We start from the raw sequence: 17,717 nt of genomic DNA on the forward strand, positions 1-17,717 counted from the left end.
AAGTATCAATCAGATTGAAAATTTGGCCATATTTCTGTCTCATTTTGGCGACATAAAAAACTATGATTTCAGAAATTTGCATTCAGGAATATTAAATCAACATGCTGTTTTTTATAGATTATTTGCAAGTGGCACGACACTTGCTTTTAACGGGGTGCCAAGCAAGAATGCTTGCGGGCTATTCTCAATTTTATAAAGGAAAGTGTTATGAACAAGCTATTGTCCGTATTAATCGCCAGTGCATTTGCTATCGTCTCTATGGCTGCTACAGCGGGAGAGGCTACCATCTCAAGCTCAAATGACAAGGCTGCGGAAACAACACAGGCAGCGGCGAAAACTGATGCTGCCACAGTAAAAACAGAAGGCGCTGCATCGAAAACCGATGCTACAAACGCAGCTCCCAAAAAGTAATTTAGTTCGCTAACGTTCGACAAAGTCAGCAAAGGCTGACTTTGTCGAACGTTCTATACTCTGTATAAGCGTAGGAGAACGGTCATTCACAGTATTTCCATACCTGCAATACCTCCATGCATTTTTATCAATTCAACGTAAGCGCGCCATAAACCGCAGGCTTGTTGCCGTGTTGAAACGGTTACGCCATAAAGGAGAGGAACATTCCAAAAAAAATACGAGTAGGATTGGTCGGCTATGGTAAGGCAGGCAGTGCAGTAGCCAACGTCTTAAGCTGCGATCCGCGTTTTGAATTGCGCTGGATTGCGAAGCGTTCTGCAATCGCAGGGCAGAAAACTCATCTAGGAAACGATATTCCTGTCTTCGGGCTGGAACAGAATTCATTCGATGATTTATTCGAGCGTATTCCAGTGGATGCACTGCTCGATTTCTCTTCGCCAAAAAGTATTCATATTTACGGGGAAGAAGTGCGCGCGCGCGGCATCATGCTAATCAGCGCAATCTCTGCCTATTCAGAAATGGATTTGGAATATGCGCGCAGCCTGGGTCAGACCACCCGAGTTTTGTGTTCACCCAACATCACGCTGGGTATCAATTTTCTGATCGTGGCGGCGAAGTTGTTGCGCAAGATTGCCCCGTTCGCCGATGTGGAGATACTTGAACAGCACTTCAAAGAAAAGCCGGAAGTATCCGGCACTGCGCGCAGAATCGCTGAAACGCTGGAGATTTCTGGAGAGAACATCACTTCATTGCGGTTGGGTGGCATCGTCGGTCACCACGAGGTGATTTTTGGCTTCCCGTATCAAACGGTGCGATTGATACACGATTCGATCCGGCGTGAAGCATTTGGCACGGGGGCGGCGTTTGCGCTTGTTCAGCTTGCTGAATGTAAAAACGGTTTCTACACATTTGACGATCTGTTGCTGCGTCTGATGCGTGATGAACTGCAGGAAAGTGAACAAGCTACCACCGAGGCGGAAAACGAGTGACTGGCATCATATGCTGCCAGTGATCCAGATTTAAAAGTAGGGTTGATTGATTGAGTGGGTCAATTACCAACGTATATTCAAGAAGTAAATGTTGGGGCTATTTGCAATGTTTTTTGGCGGCATGGCATTGAAACAGACTAAGGCTTTGGACGAACAAGGGAATGAAATGGCGCAAAGCGAAATTAGCACGATGTATGGGCTTGGGGAGGAAGTGGTGTAGGACTACGCGCAGGCGGCCTTACTGGCGCCGTAAGGCAGCATAACAGGGGGATGCTGTCGCGCAAAGAAACCTAGGTAATAGGTATGCCATTGGTCAGGGCGTGCCACAAGACTATGCACAGGCGACAATGTGGATACGTAAGGCAGCCTATCAGGGCGATGCTGATGCGCAAAGCAAACTGGCACATATCCTTGCTGATTTAGATATCAAGAATACCAGCGCTGCGTATTTCTGATAAAAATTTTGGTAAATAGCGACCCTAAGCTAGTCAATGTATTGGCTGTTCGTTCCTTATCGAGTAGCTCCAGACAATCCGGGCTGAGATGGCGCAGGTGAATCGTTTATTGCTAAGCAGGGTAAAACGATTCGCAAGCATATCTATCGCTTCGAGTATGGAGCAATTGGAGAGCGTCGATCTTGTGAATTGCACACCATAAAGCGTCCGTCGCGAACGACGGCTGTGTCTCGTTACCGGATGCTCAAGGTTGAAAAATTCCTACCTGAAAGCTGATGTTCAAGACACCACACTGGCTTATCTTTACCAATTGGACCATCCATAAATAATAATCACTTTAAATCGACACTAGAACTGACAAGCATTGGCCGCCTTCGGAAAATCATGATTAAACCCTTAACACTACCCCCAGTGGCTGTTTTTTTCATACTGTTTGACCAGACTAGGGTAGAGTGATATGATGCATCCAGTTCCCAGATTTATCGTCTGTGGCGCACCAGTTTCGGATGTAATATTAAAGGGTTAAGCAGAAATGCTTAGCCCTTTGTTCATTTCTACCTGGGACTTCTCGGGGGGCTCTTCCACAGGATGAGCCTTGAGCATATTAAGGTGCTGAACAACCGAATCATATTTGCGCAAACATTAATATGCGACGATGATTACGATTGCTAAAGTACCTGAATACATCCGACAGACAGAAAAACTCCTGAGCGCAACGGAACGGCAAGATATCGTTAGGTATTTAGCGGCCCATCCTAAATCTGGTGACTTGATCGAAGGGACAGGCGGTATCCGTAAGTTACGCTGGGGTAGCGGTGGGCACGGTGAAAGTGGGGGTGTCAGGGTGATTTTCTATTACCACAGTGGTTGCTAAATGTGATTCAGCGTGCGCCGGAAGCGGTTACAGCGGCATTGAGCTAGTTTTTGTCGTAGGAATGAGGTATTTTCACCAAGTGAAAGCTGAATGAAAAAAATTATTATCATCGCTGGTCCAAATGGTGCGGGGAAAACTACTTTTGCACGTGAGTTTTTACCTAATGAGGCTGATTGCCAACAATTTGTTAATGCGGATCTGATTGCCGCTGGCTTGTCTCCTTTCGCACCGGATGTCGCGGCACTGAAGGCAGCTCGAATCATGCTGGAAAGTATTACAGAGCTTGAGCAACGAGGTGAAAGTTTTTCCTTCGAGACGACACTGTCAGGAGTGGTTTATGCACATCGCATTCGCCGCTGGAGAGAAGCAGGATATCACGTCACGTTATTTTTCTTATCCTTGCCAAATTCACAAATGGCAATTGAGCGAGTTGCCGAACGGGTTCGCCAAGGTGGTCATAATGTGCCGAGTGCGATTGTGCGCAGGCGTTATACTGCGGGACTGAAAAATTTCGAACAAGTATATCGTGATGAGGTTGATGCTTGGGCGTTGTATGATAATTCTGGTGATGAGCCAGTGTTGATTAACTGGGGAGAAAGATTATGAATCAGAAAAGTATAGAGCTAGCAAATGACCCTGACTTAGTGAACTCTTTGGTTGCAATTCGTCGTGCAGCTAAACGCGCTGTTGAGGTGGCATTGAATACGAATACAGAATTGGTTATCTCGCGAAATGGGAAAAGTGTGCGCGTAAAACCGATAGGAATGCAGCTACCCAGATGAATCTATCGAGTTGCTTGCTGTGCGGAAATTTTAGGGTTGTAATGCCGGCATTGGAGCAATATAGGCTGTAGTAAGAACCATATCATTTTGAGAATTTGAAGGGCTTCCTGTAGTTGCTTGAGACGATTTTAACGTGTGGCGAACACTGTATATTAAATGCTTGCGTTTAGAATGACAGTCCTACGAAACAAGGGGTCGGGCGTTCGAATCGCTCCGGGCGCACCAATTCGGTATGAGTGTAGGCACTAGATTATTAGTGCCTATTTTCATTTGATGCATCGCATTTGCAAGGGAGGCATAGCTCCCCTTGATTGTCGCGGTCTCATCCTCCACCAGCACTTCATCCAGCAGCAGTTGCATATAGCCCTTGGCTAAGTTGGAATCTTTAGCCAGCAATTTGCTGCGCAGCGCTTTGCCAAGCAAATCAACCTGACTCGGTTTCAAATATTCAATGGCAGCAGGCAACGGGGTTCTACGCGCCTCAGCCATTTTAATCAGCAGCGCTTCGCGTATCGTTTTGTTTTGCTGTGATCTGTGATGGGTGATTTCATCCAGTTCAACGATGCCGTTTTCAATGGCATCGAGCAAGCGGTTCTGTTTTTCATCCATAATTTTTAACTGCCGTTCAAGCTCTGAAACCACTTCCTGCCGACTGTTTTTGCCAGACTGAATCCGCTCGCGTAATTCACTCATCAGAATCTGAAGGCGATCAGGATGGAAGATCGTATTCGCGACTTGGTTCAGCACCATCTCATCAAATTTTTCCATCGGGATGTTTTTGCTGCTGCAAGCATGGTTGCCCTGACCCCGACGACTGGTGCACTTGTAATAACGATATTTGCCGCCCTTGCCCGTGGATAAGGTCATGCGATTGCCACACACACCGCATTTGATAATCCCCGCCAGCAACACGGGTGAAGACATCACCTTGGGGATCGCTGTGCCGCTTTGCGGGGCGCGAGATTCACGTAGCACCCTCACACGCTCAAAAATATCCGCATCAACAATGGCTGGAATCTCAGTTTTAATCCATTCTTCCGGTGGTCGCGGTTTCTTAGCCTTCGAGTCCATCACATTGAAGTAGTAATCTCCCATGTAAAGCGTATTCGATAAGGTCCAATGCACCTTCTGGATGCTCCAAGGTTTTCCGCGTGACTGATAGCCCAGCGTGGCCAGATATTTGGCAATTTCCTTAACCCCAGCACCACGACCTTCAATCCCGTTCAGATAGAGACGGTATATCAGTCGCACCACCTCCGCCTCATCGGGATCAATGGCCAGTTTCTTTTTCTGACGGCCGCGACTGCCCGTTGTGCTGGTTGCCACAGCTTGATAGCCAAACGGCGCTTTAGAGCCGTTAAAATACCCTTGCCGGGCGTTTTCCTTCATGGAGCGCGAGACGTGCTTGGATATTTCCTTGGATTGATGCTCGTCAAACATGCAGATGATACGGCGCATCATTTCGCCGCCAGCGTCATCGCTAGTTGGTTGTGTGATAGACACCACCTTAACCTTGTTCTTGGCAAGCTTGCGTTCATAGACGCCAAACTCAATACCATCCCTAAAAAATCGTGACAGGCTATGAATGACAATAACCTCGAATGCAGCCGGTTTCATCATTGCATCGCTGATCATTTGCTGAAACACAGGTCGCTTGTCATCGGTGGCCGATGCGCCAGGCTCCACATACTCCTGTATGACCAGATGACCGTTTGCTGCCGCCCACTCACGAAGCTGGCGTAATTGATCGGGAATTGACAGGTCGTTGTCAGCCTGCCGTGTTGTTGATACGCGTGCGTATAGCGCTACATGCATAAAAGTTCTCCATAAAGTTAACCGTACACCCCAGACGACTGAGATGCACGGGTTGTATGAGGCGCAGTTATTCATGATGCGCATCAGACGTTCTTGTTATTCTTGTTGTTGATGCACTTCCGCGGCCTGCATAGCCTGAATTAAATCAGGCAGAATGGACTCAAGCAGTGCTAACTCTTCCGCTGAGACTAACGTCAACTGCGGTTTAAAGCGAATTATGATAGGGGTAGGTTTGTTCATTCATTCTGGCACCTCCTTTCCTGCATGTATAGGCCTGCCCGATCCATTCCGTGCCGTGTGCTGCTTCAGGATTTCTTCCAAATCCCGTTCAAATCCATTCCGACCCAGCTCATCGAGCAGGATTTTTCGGTAGGCTTCAAATTGATGGTCGGGCAAGCCGACTTGTGCGGTGAGTAACAAGCGATTTTTCCGCTCGTTCAGTGCATCGATAACCAGCGACAATTGACCTGCCGCCGAAATGACTACATCGCCGAGTGATTTTTTACATAATTGCTCCTGATAATTTACTGTCATAAAACTCCCTATAATTGATTTCTCGTCTCCCCTCATCTCGGTGCCGACAGATTCATCGGACAAAAGCTCAGTGGCGCTTAAATACAACAAGTTGCAATATTGTCAAGCAACCTATTGATTTGTATAATTTATATGGCCACGTTAAAAACACCTAGCTAAAAATAATGTTTTTTAAACTATTTTTTTATTGGTGAGATTGACTACAAGAAACGGTGGGTAAATGCCAAAAAATCAAAGCAGACTTTTTTCACTCTTTGAGACAGCTGAACCATGATGCTGTTGTAATAATTCTGCAAGAATTCGGTAATATACTGCGTGCAGTCAAAATGAAATCAAGCAACAGAATACCTCCCTGCGATTGATTACATATTGCCTCTCCTCCTTAGAGCATCCATTGCGGATGCTCTTTTTTATCTGCACACATCAGAGCTACTGGTGTTTAAGCTCTACATTTTATAAACATTCCAGCATCATCTTTAGGCTGTAACTCATGAGGTTTATGCTGTTTTTTGACCGAAGGGAAAAAACGGGGCGACCGCAGGTCGAAGGAGGCAACGCCACCATTCCTCGCTATCCACTGTTTTTTTGAAGTGATCGGCATCAACAGTTGTGTTTAATTTTTAGGGGGGCATTTTTTGAAATGGATTGCCTGCCCCATCAAAAATGACAAAAATCACTGTGCCGCGCGGCAAGTCGGCTCAATATTTTTTGATCGCTGCAAACTGGTTTGCAAGATTTTTTCTGAGGTCTCGGCAAACTCGGGCGAAATGAAAATGTGACGGCAAGCTAGTTTGTTGCAAGAAAAATTTTGATGAGATTTCTGAACAGGGAGTACGAATTAGCTGCGAGAAAAATTCTGATAGTCTTTACAGACAGCGAGTAAGTCTAACGCATTGTTTTTTGTAAATATTATTGCGCGTTTTAAAATGTGATCCTGCCGGGAATAAACACTACTGTTGGTTTGACCAAGCAAAAATGAGATGGATAGCGAGGAATGGTGGCGTTGCCCCCGACCCCGCTTTTTTTCCTTCGGTCAAAAAGATGAAACACGGCTAAACTGCGGTGACCTTTCGAGCAGTTGATATATGCAAGCCTTTAAAATTCGGGATGCAGTGCACAAAAATTTTTCCTGTCGGGGTGTACAATCGCGGTCAGATAGCTGACGGTGGTGATGGGCGGTGAGGTGCCATCTGCGGTCGCTGACGGGTAGACTGCGATCAGTCGGTTGTGTGCCACAATGCGGTCGCTCAAGTTTGCCGCCAATTAACAGTGACTATAGTAGCAATGGAGTGCCCGCGTTACCAATCTGGAGAAAACAAAGTGAGAAGATTTGGAAGCCTATTTTTTAAGGTAATTTTTATCTACTTATTAGGGGTAGCTGTTTTGTCCATTCCCCTTTTTATCATAGATTTCACCGTCAATTCGCAAATGGCGGATTATCTCCTCAGCAACAAAGCACTTTTTGATAACAAAATGGGAATAAGCCTGTTTAACCTCATAGGAGTTATTTCAGTTGCCTTGGCTATTTGGGATGGGCAGTTTGTGGATGATGTAAAACCAACCCATTGGAGCAGGCAGAATATGCCTAAATAGCGTGGAAAAGGTAGGCATGAATACAAGAAGCTCCAATAGCACAGCTCAAGCTGAATCAAAAAAAACTGTATGGCGTTATATGAGTTTTTCCAAATTTGTTTGGACAATTCAAAACAAATGCTTGTGGTTATGTCGTGCTGAGTTATTAGATGACCCATGGGAAATCAGTCTTTCTGGGGAACAGTTACGGCTTTTAATCAGTCGCGCTCCTATTTCACCTATAGGTGAGCCAAGAAGAGAACCAGCAATTGAGAGGGCTGAAAGGATAGTAAATTACTGGAGGAATAATACATTCATTAATTGTTGGAACATGTCGGAGTATGAGTCAAATGCCTTGTGGCAAATCTATTGTAAGAGTACTGATGGAGTCGTCCTTCAAACAAGTTATGAAAAACTTAACTTAATTAAAGGCCCGTATTCATTACACCAAGTTACATATCCAACACATGGAAGTAATAAGAGAACACCTACACACACTGACCTTGTTACCAAGAAACTGCCTATGTATGCGTACGAAAATGAAGTACGAATCGTACACTTTGATGAGAATGAAGAAATGCAGATTGCTAAGGGTATGCAATTAGCATTCGATCTTGAACAATACATCGAGTCTATTAGAGTTCATCCACAGGCAGAGCCTGCATTTTTTTCAACCGTACGTTCAGTTGTTGAAACGTATGCACCAAATTTTAAAGGGGAGGTCATATGGTCGGATATGAAGTTAGGCCCCCCGTTTTAAGCTGTGCAAATATGGTTGCTACGGGTTGGTTATAGTCATTCTGTCACGAGGATGGGCTAGTTTCAGAGCTGCCTGCTCGAAAGCAGATGGTCAAGCCAGCTGGTTGATTTTCACCAATGGTGCATTTTTAAAAAATAATCGGTTTAAACCCATAGCAGCACGGAAAGTTAGATAGCCTACCGCGTCCGTGACGCGGAAATTCCAACTCATGCAAGTCGCTATTCAAAAATGCAATGCCGAAATTGATGGTTAAATCAATGAAATTTTTGTTTGCCATTGCCCAGACTCATCGTATATGGCGCACCAGTTTCGAATGTAAAATTAATAGGCTAGATCTTAAATGATCTAGCCGTTTTTTTATATTTATTTACCCAGCACAGCGCCCAATGCATCCGGGAGTTCGGGATAGGTAAATTTAAACCCTGCCGCCAGCATTCTGACAGGCAACGCGCGCTGGCCTTCCAGCAGCAACACCGCACGCTCCCCCATTGCCCATTTGAGTAAACGCCCCGGCGCGACAAAGATCGCCGGACGTCCGACGGCGTGCGCCAGTTGCCCGGTAAATTCGGCATTGCTCACCGGATGCGGCGCGGTCATATTAAAAGCGCCGCTCAATTGCTCATCGTGCAACAGGCGCAAGACCATCGCCACGTAATCGTCGATATGCACCCAGCTCATCCCTTGCCGCCCCGCCCCCAGACGTGCGCCCAGCGCAAACTTAAAAGGCAATAACATCCGCCCCAACAGCCCGCCCTGATCGCTTAACACCAACCCCGTGCGCAGCAAACACACCCGCACCCCCAGAGCACTGGCAGGCACCGCCGCGTTTTCCCAGTCTGCGCAAAGGTGTGCGGCAAAATCCGCTCCTGCCTCCGACTGCTCATCTAATTCAACATCCGGGCGGTTGCCGTAGTAACCCACCGCCGAACCGCTCAACAGCACCGCCGGTTTATGCGCGGCATCAGCGATGCGCTGCAGCAGTTTTTCGGTCAGCGCAATGCGACTGTCGCGCAATATCTGTTTGCGTGCCGGAGTCCAGACCGCATCGACAATCGGCGCACCGGCCAGATTGATCACCGCATCAAAGTGCTGCGTTGAATGCCATTCGTCCAGACTCGCCATGGCCTGCACGGTTTTGCCGCACATTTCCGGCACCAAGGCGGCCTGCCGACTCAGAACGGTGAGCTGATGCCCCTCAGCCCGCAACGCCTTGCACAGCGCACGACCGATCAACCCCGTCCCGCCCGTCATCAGAATTTTCATCGCTCACCTCACTACTGTCCGGTTAAAAATCGAATAGATTCAATTGTTTACTGATGTCCGGTTCGTCAAGATTCTGTATCGCATTTGCAACCATTTGATTTATTGGGGTTTTATCGAACATATTGACCTCAAAAAGATTCAGTAAAATCTGCTGGGAGGCAGGAAGATTGAGCTGTTTTTTGGCAATGCTGACCAGCAGGTAAACGCATATTGCGATCCAGATTTGGGATTTGACGGCATTGAGGGAATTGCCATAGAAATGTTTGATGGCAAGGTTTTGCTTGAGCCACTTGAAGAACAGTTCGATTTGCCAGCGATTTTTGTAGATATTGGCGATGGTCAGCGCGGGCAAATCGAAGCGATTGGTCAGGAACACCAAATGCTTGCCGGTTTCCGGGTCGCGGAAAGAAACCCGGCGCAGGCGTTCCGGGTAAGCGGTTTTTGATTTGGGTGTCGCCAGCAGTATGGTTTGATCGCAGCGTAATCCAGTGGCTTTGTCCACTTCGCGCGACGCAATCCAGGTAAAGCGGAGATTGTTCTTTGCGCGGATGACAAAGGTAACTTGGCGCTGGTGTAGCGCATACAATCTGGCGAAGTGCAGGTAGCCCCGATCAATGACGACGATGGTGCCAGCGGGGAATGGGATCACGTCGAGCAGATTGACATCGTGAACCTTGCCGGTGGTAATGGACAGAAACACAGGGATTGAACCGCGCAGATCAATGATGGTGTGCGCTTTGACGGCGGCCTTGGTTGAACGAAATTCCGCCCAGGGGAACAGCGTCAGGCACAGATCGATGGTGGTCGAGTCCATGGCGTAGAGCGGTTCTTTGAGTCCCAGGCCGATGTCCTCGTCCCGGTACAGTTCGAGCGCTATGGAGATCAAACGATGGCCGAGTGCCTCGAACAGCCGCCAGTCGCGCCGTTCGTTGGCATCGGCCAGTGTGGAACGGGATACTTTGCTGCGGATACCGATATGGTAAAGCTTGCTCTTCTGAGAATTGAGACAGGCAACCAAATCACGCAAGCCATCGCGCCGGGTCAGTTGTGCATAGGCCATGCAGATGAATTGGCTCCATGCGGAGAAATGCTTGATCCCGTGGTTGGCGGCAAAGCGCTCGGTCAGATATTCGAAATGATTGAACGGCACGAAGTCCAGCAATTGTGCGAAAACTGTTTTGCCCCGATTCATGCTGCCGCTCCGTCTGCCGATTAAAGGGCAAACGATACGGTTTTTTAACCAAAGGCGATTCCAGATAGTATTTGAAATCGTCGGAATGCAAAAACGTGCTGAAAGCCACGTCAATAAAGGGCTACAGCGAAATGAACTTAAAATCTACCGGACAGTAGTGCGCTCACCTATTGAATTTATTGAACCACTAGTAAATAACACGGCACAAATCTCAAGCATAAAAACTGAGGCTGGCCAGACAAATATCCGCCTGCATCGCTTTGCCTATGGCGATGATGCCCAGACGGCGCAAGCGGGTGCAATCAAGCGGCCGATCGATGCGATGGGGTGCAAACTCGTCGAATGCTAAACGGATGGTTTGCCAATCAGCCCCGGCCTGAAAACTGGCGCGGTAAGACTGCCACACGATGCGGGTGTCGTCGGTACGCAAATGCAGATTGTAAATCTCACCATTGCCGCATACCTTAAGTTCGATGCCCCGATAAGCGCTCGCATCCAACGCACCCAGATCGAGACTCGCCTGCACGAAACCGCCGTTATTCGCCAGACTCACCTGACCGCGCAATCTCAAACAGCGCACCCCCGCCACCTCCGCCGGAATCAGATCAGCCGAGGACACGCCGCCCATCACCGTGTCCGTGAACACACGCCATGTCTGTTGATTCGAGGCAATCAGATCGTCGCGACGTCGGTCGTCCAGCATTAACGGCATCACGGCATTCATCCCCTTACAAATTTAGTTTTGCGGCACACCCCGCGTCATCAGCCTGCCCGGACAATGACACAGCTAAAAGTGAGCGCCCGATAAAATAAGTTTAAAGCACGGCGAATATTCTCCGCTGGCAACGGCTAGCATACAAGCAATTCGGTCAGCACAGCTTAAAACCTTTATGACTTAGCCGCTTTCATAATCATCCTGAGAAAAAACATTCCGGCACCGGCAATCAATGGCCCCGCTCCCCTGTCCTGAAAATCGCGCCTCGCGAGCGCAGGACGAACATTAGGCGCTGTCCTCTACCGCCCGCTTGTGGCAAACTGTCGGCCTGTTCCACCACACCGATCAAATCACCTTGCAACCCTACGAACTCTTCATCGGCCTGCGCTATACGCGCGCCAAGCGACGCAATCATTTCATTTCCTTCATTTCACTGATCTCGATGCTGGGCATGGGCTTAGGCGTCATGGCACTGATCGTCGTGCTGTCGGTGATGAACGGTTTCCAGAAGGAAATCCGCGCACGCATGCTGGGCGCATCGCCTCACCTCGAAGTCGTCGCAGACGGCGGGCGCATGGAAAACTGGCAACCGCTGCTGGGCACCGTGCTGCATCATCCGCAAGTGTCGGCTGCTGCCCCCTACGTCGCGGGTCAGGGCATGCTGTCGTTCGGGCAGAGCGTACAGGGCGTGATGGTGCGCGGCATCGATCCGGAACGTGAGACCGCCATTACGGATTTATCCAACAATATCAAGGCGGGTAAACTGACCGATTTGCGCAGTACCGAATTCGGCATTGTATTGGGTTCGGATCTCGCGCGTGCACTGGGCGTGCGGATGGGCGAAAAAGTCATGCTGATCGCGCCGCAAGGATCGATCACGCCCGCCGGCATGATGCCGCGCGTCAAACAGTTTCGCGTCGTCGGAATCTTCGAGATCGGCATGGCCCCGTACGATAATAGTCTGGCGCTGGTGAACATCAACGATGCGCAAAAGCTGTTCCAGCTAGGCGATGCGGTAACCGGCATCAGCACTAAACTGCGCGAAATCGACAAAGCGCCCGATGTCGCCAGCGAATTGCAAAACCAGTTGCCGCAAGGCTTGTACGCGAATGACTGGACACACCAGAACAGCAACTATTTCAAAGCCGTGCAGATGGAAAAGAAGATGATGTTCATCATTCTGTCATTGATCGTCGCGGTCGCCGCATTCAACATCGTCTCGACCTTGGTGATGGCGGTGACCGACAAGCAGGCCGACATCGCCATTTTGCGCACCCTCGGCGCATCCCCTCGCAGCATCATGAAGATATTCATGGTGCAAGGCGTGATCATCGGACTGACCGGCACGCTGCTGGGCTGTTTCTTTGGCATTTTGCTGGCGCTGAATCTGAACGTGGTCGTGCCGTTTATCGAACATCTGTTTGGCGTGCAGTTTTTAGCAAAAGACGTGTATTACATCAGCGAACTGCCGTCCGACCTGCGCTACACAGAGGTGGCAACAGTCGCAGGATTATCATTTATAATCAGCATATTAGCGACGCTCTATCCGAGCTGGCGCGCATCTAAAACACAACCTGCAGAGGCACTGCGCTATGAATAAAAACGAGATTCAGACGGTCATTGCCTGCCGCGATCTGAGCAAGACCTTCACGCTGGGAAAGCAGCAAGTCCCCGTGCTCAAAGGCGTCAGCCTGACGGTTGAGCGCGGCGAACGCATTGCCATCGTCGGTTCCTCAGGGTCGGGCAAAAGCACGCTGCTGCACCTGTTAGGCGGACTCGACAATGCCAGCGGCGGCAGCGTGCAGATCTTAGGGCAGGATGTACAAAAGATGAACGAGACACAGCGCGGCGACATCCGCAATCAGTCTTTGGGCTTTGTGTATCAGTTTCACCATCTGCTGCCGGAATTCACCGCCCTTGAAAACGTCGCGATGCCGCTGCGGATACGCGGCATGACGAGCGCTGCGGCAGAGCCTGTGGCCGCCGCGATGCTGGAAAAAGTAGGCCTTGCGCACCGCATCGGCCATCTGCCTGCCGAACTGTCCGGTGGCGAGCGTCAGCGCACGGCTGTCGCGCGCGCACTGGTCACGCAACCTGCCTGCGTGCTGGCCGACGAGCCGACCGGCAATCTCGACAGAGCCAGTGCGGAAGCCTTATTCGATTTGATGAAATCGCTCAATGAACAACTAGGCACCAGTTTCATCGTCGTCACCCACGATCTTGAACTGGCAAAACGCATGCAAAAAATCCTGACGCTGGTAGACGGTGTGCTAACAACAAACTAAACTCAAACTCGTTTACGCCGACGGGCTCGCCATTTCAACAACACGCCGCCCCGCCACGCCAACCGCACCGCGATGTAGCCTGCAACCGCAAATCCGGCGGCCAGCAATGGCAGGCCGATCAACAGCGGTTTGCCCATCTGCAACAGCCAGACCCACAACTCGCCGCCCATGTTTTGCCATTGCAGTTCGGGAAAGGGAGGATTCGACAGCCCCTCAGTCGTGCCGCTCACCTGCGCACCGAGCCGATAGGCGAGCAAATACAGCGGCACGATCGTAAACGGATTGGTGTACAGCGTGACAAGCAAGGCGACCGGCAAATTCACGCGCAACAATACGGCGAACAGGGCAGCCCCTATCATTTGCAACGGCCCGGGAATCAGCCCGCAAAACAGCCCGATTGCAACGCCACCGGCGACCGATCTGCGGTGCAAATGCCACAAATTAGGCTCAATCAACCAGCGGCCAAACGGCTTAAGCCAGCGGTTATTCACAACCGTGTCGTGATGCGGCAAAACCCGATGTAAAAATTTTCGCATGACGACATTCTAACCGTGCGTTACGCTGTGCGCATGGTTCTCTTCGCGGTGTTTTTTACGGTCGGCGTCTACCTGCTGCAACTGCAGGCACGACTACCCGACTTTATCTGGGCCTGGTCGCTTGCAGGAGCGATCCTGTGGCCGCTAAGCCCGCCGCACCGCCTGATGCGCCCGTTGCTGATTGCAGGCGTGGCTTGTGGCATCGGTTTTTTCCATGCCGCATGGCAGGCCGAGCAAAGACTCTCTGACAGTCTGCCCGATGAGTGGCAGGGGCGCGACATCGAAGTGGTCGGCATCGTAGCCCAATTACCCCACCAAACGGCGCGCGGTCAGCGCTTCCGGTTTGATGTCGAACGTACACTGACGCCCGGGGCGCATGTACCGGCACACCTCTATCTCAGCAGCTACCTAAATTTAAAAGCGCCACCGCCCCAATATCATGCAGGCCAACGCTGGCAACTGACCGTGCGACTCAAGCAACCGCACGGCAGCAGCAATCCGCACGGGTTCGACTTTGAACTGTGGGCGCTGAAAAACAACGTGCGCGCCATCGGCTATATTCATAATCCCGCCCCCGCTATCCTGATCGATCAGCGCGCTCAGGGAATGCACTACCGTGTTGAAGCGTGGCGTGAAGCGATACGCGACAAATTCACCGACACGTTAGGTTCTGCGCCCTACACCGGGGTGCTGACCGCACTGGCGGTCGGCGATCAGGACAGTATTTCAAGCGAACAGTGGGAGACCTTCAGGCGCACCGGCGTCATTCACCTGATGAGCATTTCAGGACTGCACATCACCATGCTCGCCGGCATGATGTTTGCCCTCGTGTACTGGCTGTGGCGGCGCAGCAGCCGGATGACACTATGGTTGCCCGCCCGTAAGGCCGCCGCCATCGCGGCGATGCTGACGGCTTATCTCTACTCAGAACTGGCAGGCTACGGCGTTCCGGCGCAACGCACCGTGTTTATGGTGAGCGCAGTAGCGGCCGCCTTGTGGCTCAACCGCAACTTCTCGCTCGCGCAAATACTCAGCATCGCTTTGCTGGAGGTACTGATTGCAGATCCGTGGGCCATACTCTCCCCGGGATTTTTACTGTCGTTTGGCGCGGTCGCCCTCATCCTGTACACCACCAGCCATCGCATCGGACGCACAGACGCCCAAACGCCCGGCATCCTCCCGCAAGTTCGGACTCATCAAATTTTACGCGGAATACGCGATTACTTCACCGTGCAGTGGGCGATGTACATCGGCCTGCTCCCGCTGCTGCTGATGCTGTTCGGACAGTTCTCGCTGGTCTCGCCCATCGCCAATGCCTTCGCGATCCCGCTGATCAGCCTCGTCGTCGTGCCACTGGCATTGACTGGCGCAGCTCTGCCCGGCGAAGTGCCCTTATGGCTCGCACATATCGCGCTTGATCTGACGATGCTCCCGCTGCAAGGTTTGAGCGACTGGCCCGATGCCATATGGATACAACACATCCCGCCGCACTGGAGTATCGCAACCGGCATGCTAGGCGTGCTGTGGATATTGCTGCCGCAGGGTTTTTCATCGCGCTGGCTGGGCGGTTTATTGTTGCTGCCGATGTTTCTCAATACCCCTGCGCCCCCAAAATCCGGCACCCTGCGCCTCACCCTCTTTGATGTCGGACAAGGTTTATCGGTGCTGGCAGAAACGCGCCATCACACGCTGCTCTACGACACGGGTCCCGATTACGCCGGAGAGGGCGACAACCGCATTGTGATACCGACCCTGCACGCAATGGGCATAAACCATCTGGATAGACTGATTATCAGCCACGATGACACCGACCATGCAGGCGGCACGGCCTCCCTCTTAAAATCCGTCCCAACGGCATGGGTCGCCTCATCAAATGAGATTGCACACACAGCGACACGCCGTTGCTACGATGGCATCAGCTGGAACTGGGACGGCGTTCAGTTTGACCTGCTGCATCCGGGGCGCAACAGCACCGGCAAAGCGCACGACAACAACCTGAGTTGTGTGTTGCGCATCAGCATCGGCGACCGGCATATTCTGTTGCCCGGCGACATCGAAAAGCGCGGCGAACAACGACTACTGCTCGAGCACCCGGAACAGCTGCCGGCAAACTTACTGGTTGTGCCGCATCACGGCAGCGCGGGTTCATCAAGCGTCGATTTTGTAGCGGCCGTACTGCCCGACTATGCGGTGTTTACCGCGGGCTACCGCAACCGCTTCGGCCATCCTAAAGAGCCGATTCTGCAGCGCTATCTGGACAGCGGAGCGACCTTGCTGCGCTCCGATCAGGATGGCGCAATTCTTGTCGACATGGACGCGCAAGGCATCAAGGTTGAGCGCTATCGCATCACGCATGCTCACTACTGGACTCACCAATTGACTATGCCGAAATAACTAGGCATTCAGGCATATTGTCCGCACACCCGAAAGCTGAAAAACTGCGCACCTTAGATTGGCACAGGCGGGCGAATGATGTACGAATCGCAATTGCTCTATTTATTGCTGGCGCTCTCTGCCGGACACACGGCGCCCACCCTGCCGCTTCATAACAAAGCCGTACAACTGCCCGCGCAGCCCAAAAAATTGCACTGCCGCGAGAAAATAAATGCGGCCGCAAGCCGCGCCTGTCAGCCAGCAAACTTAAGTCATACCCATTAACCTCAACGGGGGAAATATGCCGATCAAAAGCCTGCTCATCGCTCTCTTTGTGCTGACGCTCTCAGGCTGCGCGAGCCTGCCAGCCGTGCAAAAGTACTCCGTTCAGACCCGCTCTTTAGCCGATTCGATCGATGTTTTAGCCCAAGATAGCAGCGCATCCTGCTTCAGAAGGCTGGCCCTCGATGTGCCGGTCAAAGGGCTATCGAACGACACCCGCCTGTCTTATGCCGCTGATTGCGATCAATTAAAGCTGGCTGGCAATCACTTCATACAGTTCAATGGCATCACCCGCGCCTATGGTGAATTACTGGGCCAGCTGGCGGATAATCAACGTCTATTCCCAGATGAGGCAAGCGCAAAAAACGCCCTCGCCAATCTCAACACCGCAGCGCCTTATTTTAATGCCGCCCAGCTCAACGCCGTCAGCGCCTTAGCCAATCTACTACTGCGCGCTTCAACCGACGCCTACCGGCGCAATGAAATAAAACAGGTACTCGATCGACACGATGACATCGTTCAGCTAGCCTCCCTGCTCAAATCCTTCATCAACCATGCGTACTTGCCCGTGCTGGCCAATGAATCCGGCAATCTCGACAGTCTGGAGGAGCTGCTCAGCGACCGCCATCTCAAAACAGAACCCTTACGCGCCCGGGAACTGATCGAATCGATCAAACAGCAAAAGATCAATTTAACTTATCGCCAGAAATCCGCCAAGGACGTATTAATCGCCATAGACGCGATGGTCGATGTACACGCCGCGCTGCTGAAAAATGCCGACAATGACAAACTACTGATCGAATTATTACAAGACTACGCCGGAAAAATTCGTCAGGTCAGAAACCAGATTCAATTCGCCTTTTAATCAACCGACGTAAA

General features: G+C 50.9%; 21 protein-coding genes. 13 read left to right on the plus strand and 8 right to left on the minus strand.

Annotation, left to right across the window (positions count from 1 at the left end; all coding sequences use genetic code 11):
- The first annotated feature begins 207 nt into the window (after positions 1–207).
- From GALF_RS08335 to GALF_RS08350, 6 genes are all read left to right on the plus strand, one after another.
- Complete coding sequence (locus tag GALF_RS08335; protein ID WP_013293612.1) at positions 208–411, plus strand: hypothetical protein; 204 nt, start codon at positions 208–210, stop codon at positions 409–411.
- Between the two features lie 227 nt (positions 412–638).
- Positions 639–1,400 carry a dihydrodipicolinate reductase C-terminal domain-containing protein gene (locus GALF_RS08340; RefSeq protein ID WP_013293613.1) on the plus strand — a complete coding sequence of 254 codons (762 nt, stop codon included), beginning with the start codon at positions 639–641 and terminating at the stop codon, positions 1,398–1,400.
- A gap of 88 nt (positions 1,401–1,488) precedes the next feature.
- Positions 1,489–1,620, plus strand: a complete 132-nt coding sequence (locus GALF_RS16030; protein ID WP_263053274.1) for a hypothetical protein — start codon at positions 1,489–1,491, stop codon at positions 1,618–1,620.
- Between the two features lie 100 nt (positions 1,621–1,720).
- Positions 1,721–1,855 carry a hypothetical protein gene (locus GALF_RS15940; RefSeq protein WP_263053275.1) on the plus strand — a complete coding sequence of 45 codons (135 nt, stop codon included), beginning with the start codon at positions 1,721–1,723 and terminating at the stop codon, positions 1,853–1,855.
- 964 nt (positions 1,856–2,819) lie between these two features.
- Positions 2,820–3,335: a zeta toxin family protein gene (locus GALF_RS08345; protein WP_013293615.1), complete on the plus strand. Its 516-nt coding sequence runs from the start codon at positions 2,820–2,822 to the stop codon at positions 3,333–3,335.
- Positions 3,332–3,511, plus strand: a complete 180-nt coding sequence (locus GALF_RS08350) for a hypothetical protein (protein ID WP_013293616.1) — start codon at positions 3,332–3,334, stop codon at positions 3,509–3,511. Before GALF_RS08345 ends, GALF_RS08350 begins: the two co-directional genes overlap by 4 nt.
- Positions 3,512–3,691: 180 nt before the next feature.
- Here GALF_RS08350 and GALF_RS08355 read toward each other — a convergent pair whose 3' ends face one another.
- The 4 genes from GALF_RS08355 to GALF_RS15710 all read right to left on the minus strand — a co-directional run bounded on the left by GALF_RS08355 (position 3,692) and on the right by GALF_RS15710 (position 7,111).
- Positions 3,692–5,326 carry a recombinase family protein gene (locus GALF_RS08355; protein ID WP_013293617.1) on the minus strand — a complete coding sequence of 545 codons (1,635 nt, stop codon included), beginning with the start codon at positions 5,324–5,326 and terminating at the stop codon, positions 3,692–3,694.
- Between the two features lie 96 nt (positions 5,327–5,422).
- A complete protein-coding gene (locus GALF_RS15705) occupies positions 5,423–5,566 on the minus strand; it encodes a hypothetical protein (RefSeq protein WP_013293618.1) in 144 nt (47 codons plus the stop codon).
- Complete coding sequence (locus tag GALF_RS08360) at positions 5,567–5,860, minus strand: hypothetical protein (RefSeq protein ID WP_013293619.1); 294 nt, start codon at positions 5,858–5,860, stop codon at positions 5,567–5,569. It abuts the gene before it with no gap.
- Positions 5,861–6,955: 1,095 nt separating this feature from the next.
- Positions 6,956–7,111, minus strand: a complete 156-nt coding sequence (locus GALF_RS15710) for a hypothetical protein (protein ID WP_190274064.1) — start codon at positions 7,109–7,111, stop codon at positions 6,956–6,958.
- A gap of 69 nt (positions 7,112–7,180) precedes the next feature.
- Here GALF_RS15710 and GALF_RS08365 point away from each other — a divergent pair, with 69 nt between their 5' ends.
- On the plus strand, positions 7,181–7,453 hold the full coding sequence (locus tag GALF_RS08365) for a hypothetical protein (RefSeq protein WP_013293620.1): 273 nt from the start codon (positions 7,181–7,183) through the stop codon (positions 7,451–7,453).
- 16 nt (positions 7,454–7,469) lie between these two features.
- Positions 7,470–8,192 (plus strand): hypothetical protein, encoded by a 723-nt coding sequence (locus GALF_RS15560; protein ID WP_013293621.1) that lies wholly within the window; start codon positions 7,470–7,472, stop codon positions 8,190–8,192.
- Positions 8,193–8,555: 363 nt separating this feature from the next.
- Here the strand turns inward: GALF_RS15560 and GALF_RS08375 are convergent, their stop codons facing one another.
- The 3 genes from GALF_RS08375 to GALF_RS08385 form a co-directional block, all read right to left on the minus strand.
- Positions 8,556–9,455: a TIGR01777 family oxidoreductase gene (locus GALF_RS08375; protein ID WP_013293623.1), complete on the minus strand. Its 900-nt coding sequence runs from the start codon at positions 9,453–9,455 to the stop codon at positions 8,556–8,558.
- 22 nt (positions 9,456–9,477) lie between these two features.
- Positions 9,478–10,647 (minus strand): IS4 family transposase, encoded by a 1,170-nt coding sequence (locus GALF_RS08380; RefSeq protein ID WP_013292311.1) that lies wholly within the window; start codon positions 10,645–10,647, stop codon positions 9,478–9,480.
- Positions 10,648–10,858: 211 nt separating this feature from the next.
- Complete coding sequence (locus GALF_RS08385; protein ID WP_013293624.1) at positions 10,859–11,359, minus strand: CIA30 family protein; 501 nt, start codon at positions 11,357–11,359, stop codon at positions 10,859–10,861.
- Positions 11,360–11,717: 358 nt separating this feature from the next.
- Here GALF_RS08385 and GALF_RS08390 point away from each other — a divergent pair, with 358 nt between their 5' ends.
- On the plus strand, positions 11,718–12,962 hold the full coding sequence (locus GALF_RS08390; RefSeq protein ID WP_013293625.1) for a lipoprotein-releasing ABC transporter permease subunit: 1,245 nt from the start codon (positions 11,718–11,720) through the stop codon (positions 12,960–12,962).
- Positions 12,955–13,647: a lipoprotein-releasing ABC transporter ATP-binding protein LolD gene (lolD, locus tag GALF_RS08395; RefSeq protein WP_013293626.1), complete on the plus strand. Its 693-nt coding sequence runs from the start codon at positions 12,955–12,957 to the stop codon at positions 13,645–13,647. Before GALF_RS08390 ends, lolD begins: the two co-directional genes overlap by 8 nt.
- A 2-nt stretch (positions 13,648–13,649) precedes the next feature.
- Here the strand turns inward: lolD and GALF_RS08400 are convergent, their stop codons facing one another.
- On the minus strand, positions 13,650–14,183 hold the full coding sequence (locus tag GALF_RS08400) for a DUF2062 domain-containing protein (protein ID WP_013293627.1): 534 nt from the start codon (positions 14,181–14,183) through the stop codon (positions 13,650–13,652).
- Positions 14,184–14,216: 33 nt separating this feature from the next.
- Here GALF_RS08400 and GALF_RS08405 point away from each other — a divergent pair, with 33 nt between their 5' ends.
- From GALF_RS08405 to GALF_RS08415, 3 genes are all read left to right on the plus strand, one after another.
- Complete coding sequence (locus GALF_RS08405; protein ID WP_013293628.1) at positions 14,217–16,577, plus strand: DNA internalization-related competence protein ComEC/Rec2; 2,361 nt, start codon at positions 14,217–14,219, stop codon at positions 16,575–16,577.
- 75 nt (positions 16,578–16,652) lie between these two features.
- A complete protein-coding gene (locus tag GALF_RS08410; RefSeq protein ID WP_013293629.1) occupies positions 16,653–16,841 on the plus strand; it encodes a hypothetical protein in 189 nt (62 codons plus the stop codon).
- A 16-nt stretch (positions 16,842–16,857) separates the two neighbouring features.
- A complete protein-coding gene (locus GALF_RS08415) occupies positions 16,858–17,703 on the plus strand; it encodes a hypothetical protein (protein WP_013293630.1) in 846 nt (281 codons plus the stop codon).
- Positions 17,704–17,717 lie beyond the last annotated feature (14 nt).

It is taken from the genome of Gallionella capsiferriformans ES-2, assembly GCF_000145255.1.
Taxonomy (GTDB): domain Bacteria; phylum Pseudomonadota; class Gammaproteobacteria; order Burkholderiales; family Gallionellaceae; genus Gallionella; species Gallionella capsiferriformans.

Bases quoted from the DNA above. Each gene is read 5' to 3' on its own strand.
- GALF_RS08335 (WP_013293612.1), top strand. From the start codon at position 208: ATGAACAAGCTATTGTCCGTATTAATCGCCAGTGCATTTGCTATCGTC.
- GALF_RS16030 (WP_263053274.1), top strand. From the start codon at position 1,489: ATGTTGGGGCTATTTGCAATGTTTTTTGGCGGCATGGCATTGAAACAG.
- GALF_RS08345 (WP_013293615.1), top strand. From the start codon at position 2,820: ATGAAAAAAATTATTATCATCGCTGGTCCAAATGGTGCGGGGAAAACT.
- GALF_RS08350 (WP_013293616.1), top strand. From the start codon at position 3,332: ATGAATCAGAAAAGTATAGAGCTAGCAAATGACCCTGACTTAGTGAAC.
- GALF_RS08355 (WP_013293617.1), bottom strand. From the start codon at position 5,326: ATGCATGTAGCGCTATACGCACGCGTATCAACAACACGGCAGGCTGAC.
- GALF_RS15705 (WP_013293618.1), bottom strand. From the start codon at position 5,566: ATGAACAAACCTACCCCTATCATAATTCGCTTTAAACCGCAGTTGACG.
- GALF_RS08360 (WP_013293619.1), bottom strand. From the start codon at position 5,860: ATGACAGTAAATTATCAGGAGCAATTATGTAAAAAATCACTCGGCGAT.
- GALF_RS15560 (WP_013293621.1), top strand. From the start codon at position 7,470: ATGAATACAAGAAGCTCCAATAGCACAGCTCAAGCTGAATCAAAAAAA.
- GALF_RS08375 (WP_013293623.1), bottom strand. From the start codon at position 9,455: ATGAAAATTCTGATGACGGGCGGGACGGGGTTGATCGGTCGTGCGCTG.
- GALF_RS08380 (WP_013292311.1), bottom strand. From the start codon at position 10,647: ATGAATCGGGGCAAAACAGTTTTCGCACAATTGCTGGACTTCGTGCCG.
- GALF_RS08385 (WP_013293624.1), bottom strand. From the start codon at position 11,359: ATGCCGTTAATGCTGGACGACCGACGTCGCGACGATCTGATTGCCTCG.
- lolD (WP_013293626.1), top strand. From the start codon at position 12,955: ATGAATAAAAACGAGATTCAGACGGTCATTGCCTGCCGCGATCTGAGC.
- GALF_RS08400 (WP_013293627.1), bottom strand. From the start codon at position 14,183: ATGCGAAAATTTTTACATCGGGTTTTGCCGCATCACGACACGGTTGTG.
- GALF_RS08405 (WP_013293628.1), top strand. From the start codon at position 14,217: ATGGTTCTCTTCGCGGTGTTTTTTACGGTCGGCGTCTACCTGCTGCAA.
- GALF_RS08410 (WP_013293629.1), top strand. From the start codon at position 16,653: ATGATGTACGAATCGCAATTGCTCTATTTATTGCTGGCGCTCTCTGCC.
- GALF_RS08415 (WP_013293630.1), top strand. From the start codon at position 16,858: ATGCCGATCAAAAGCCTGCTCATCGCTCTCTTTGTGCTGACGCTCTCA.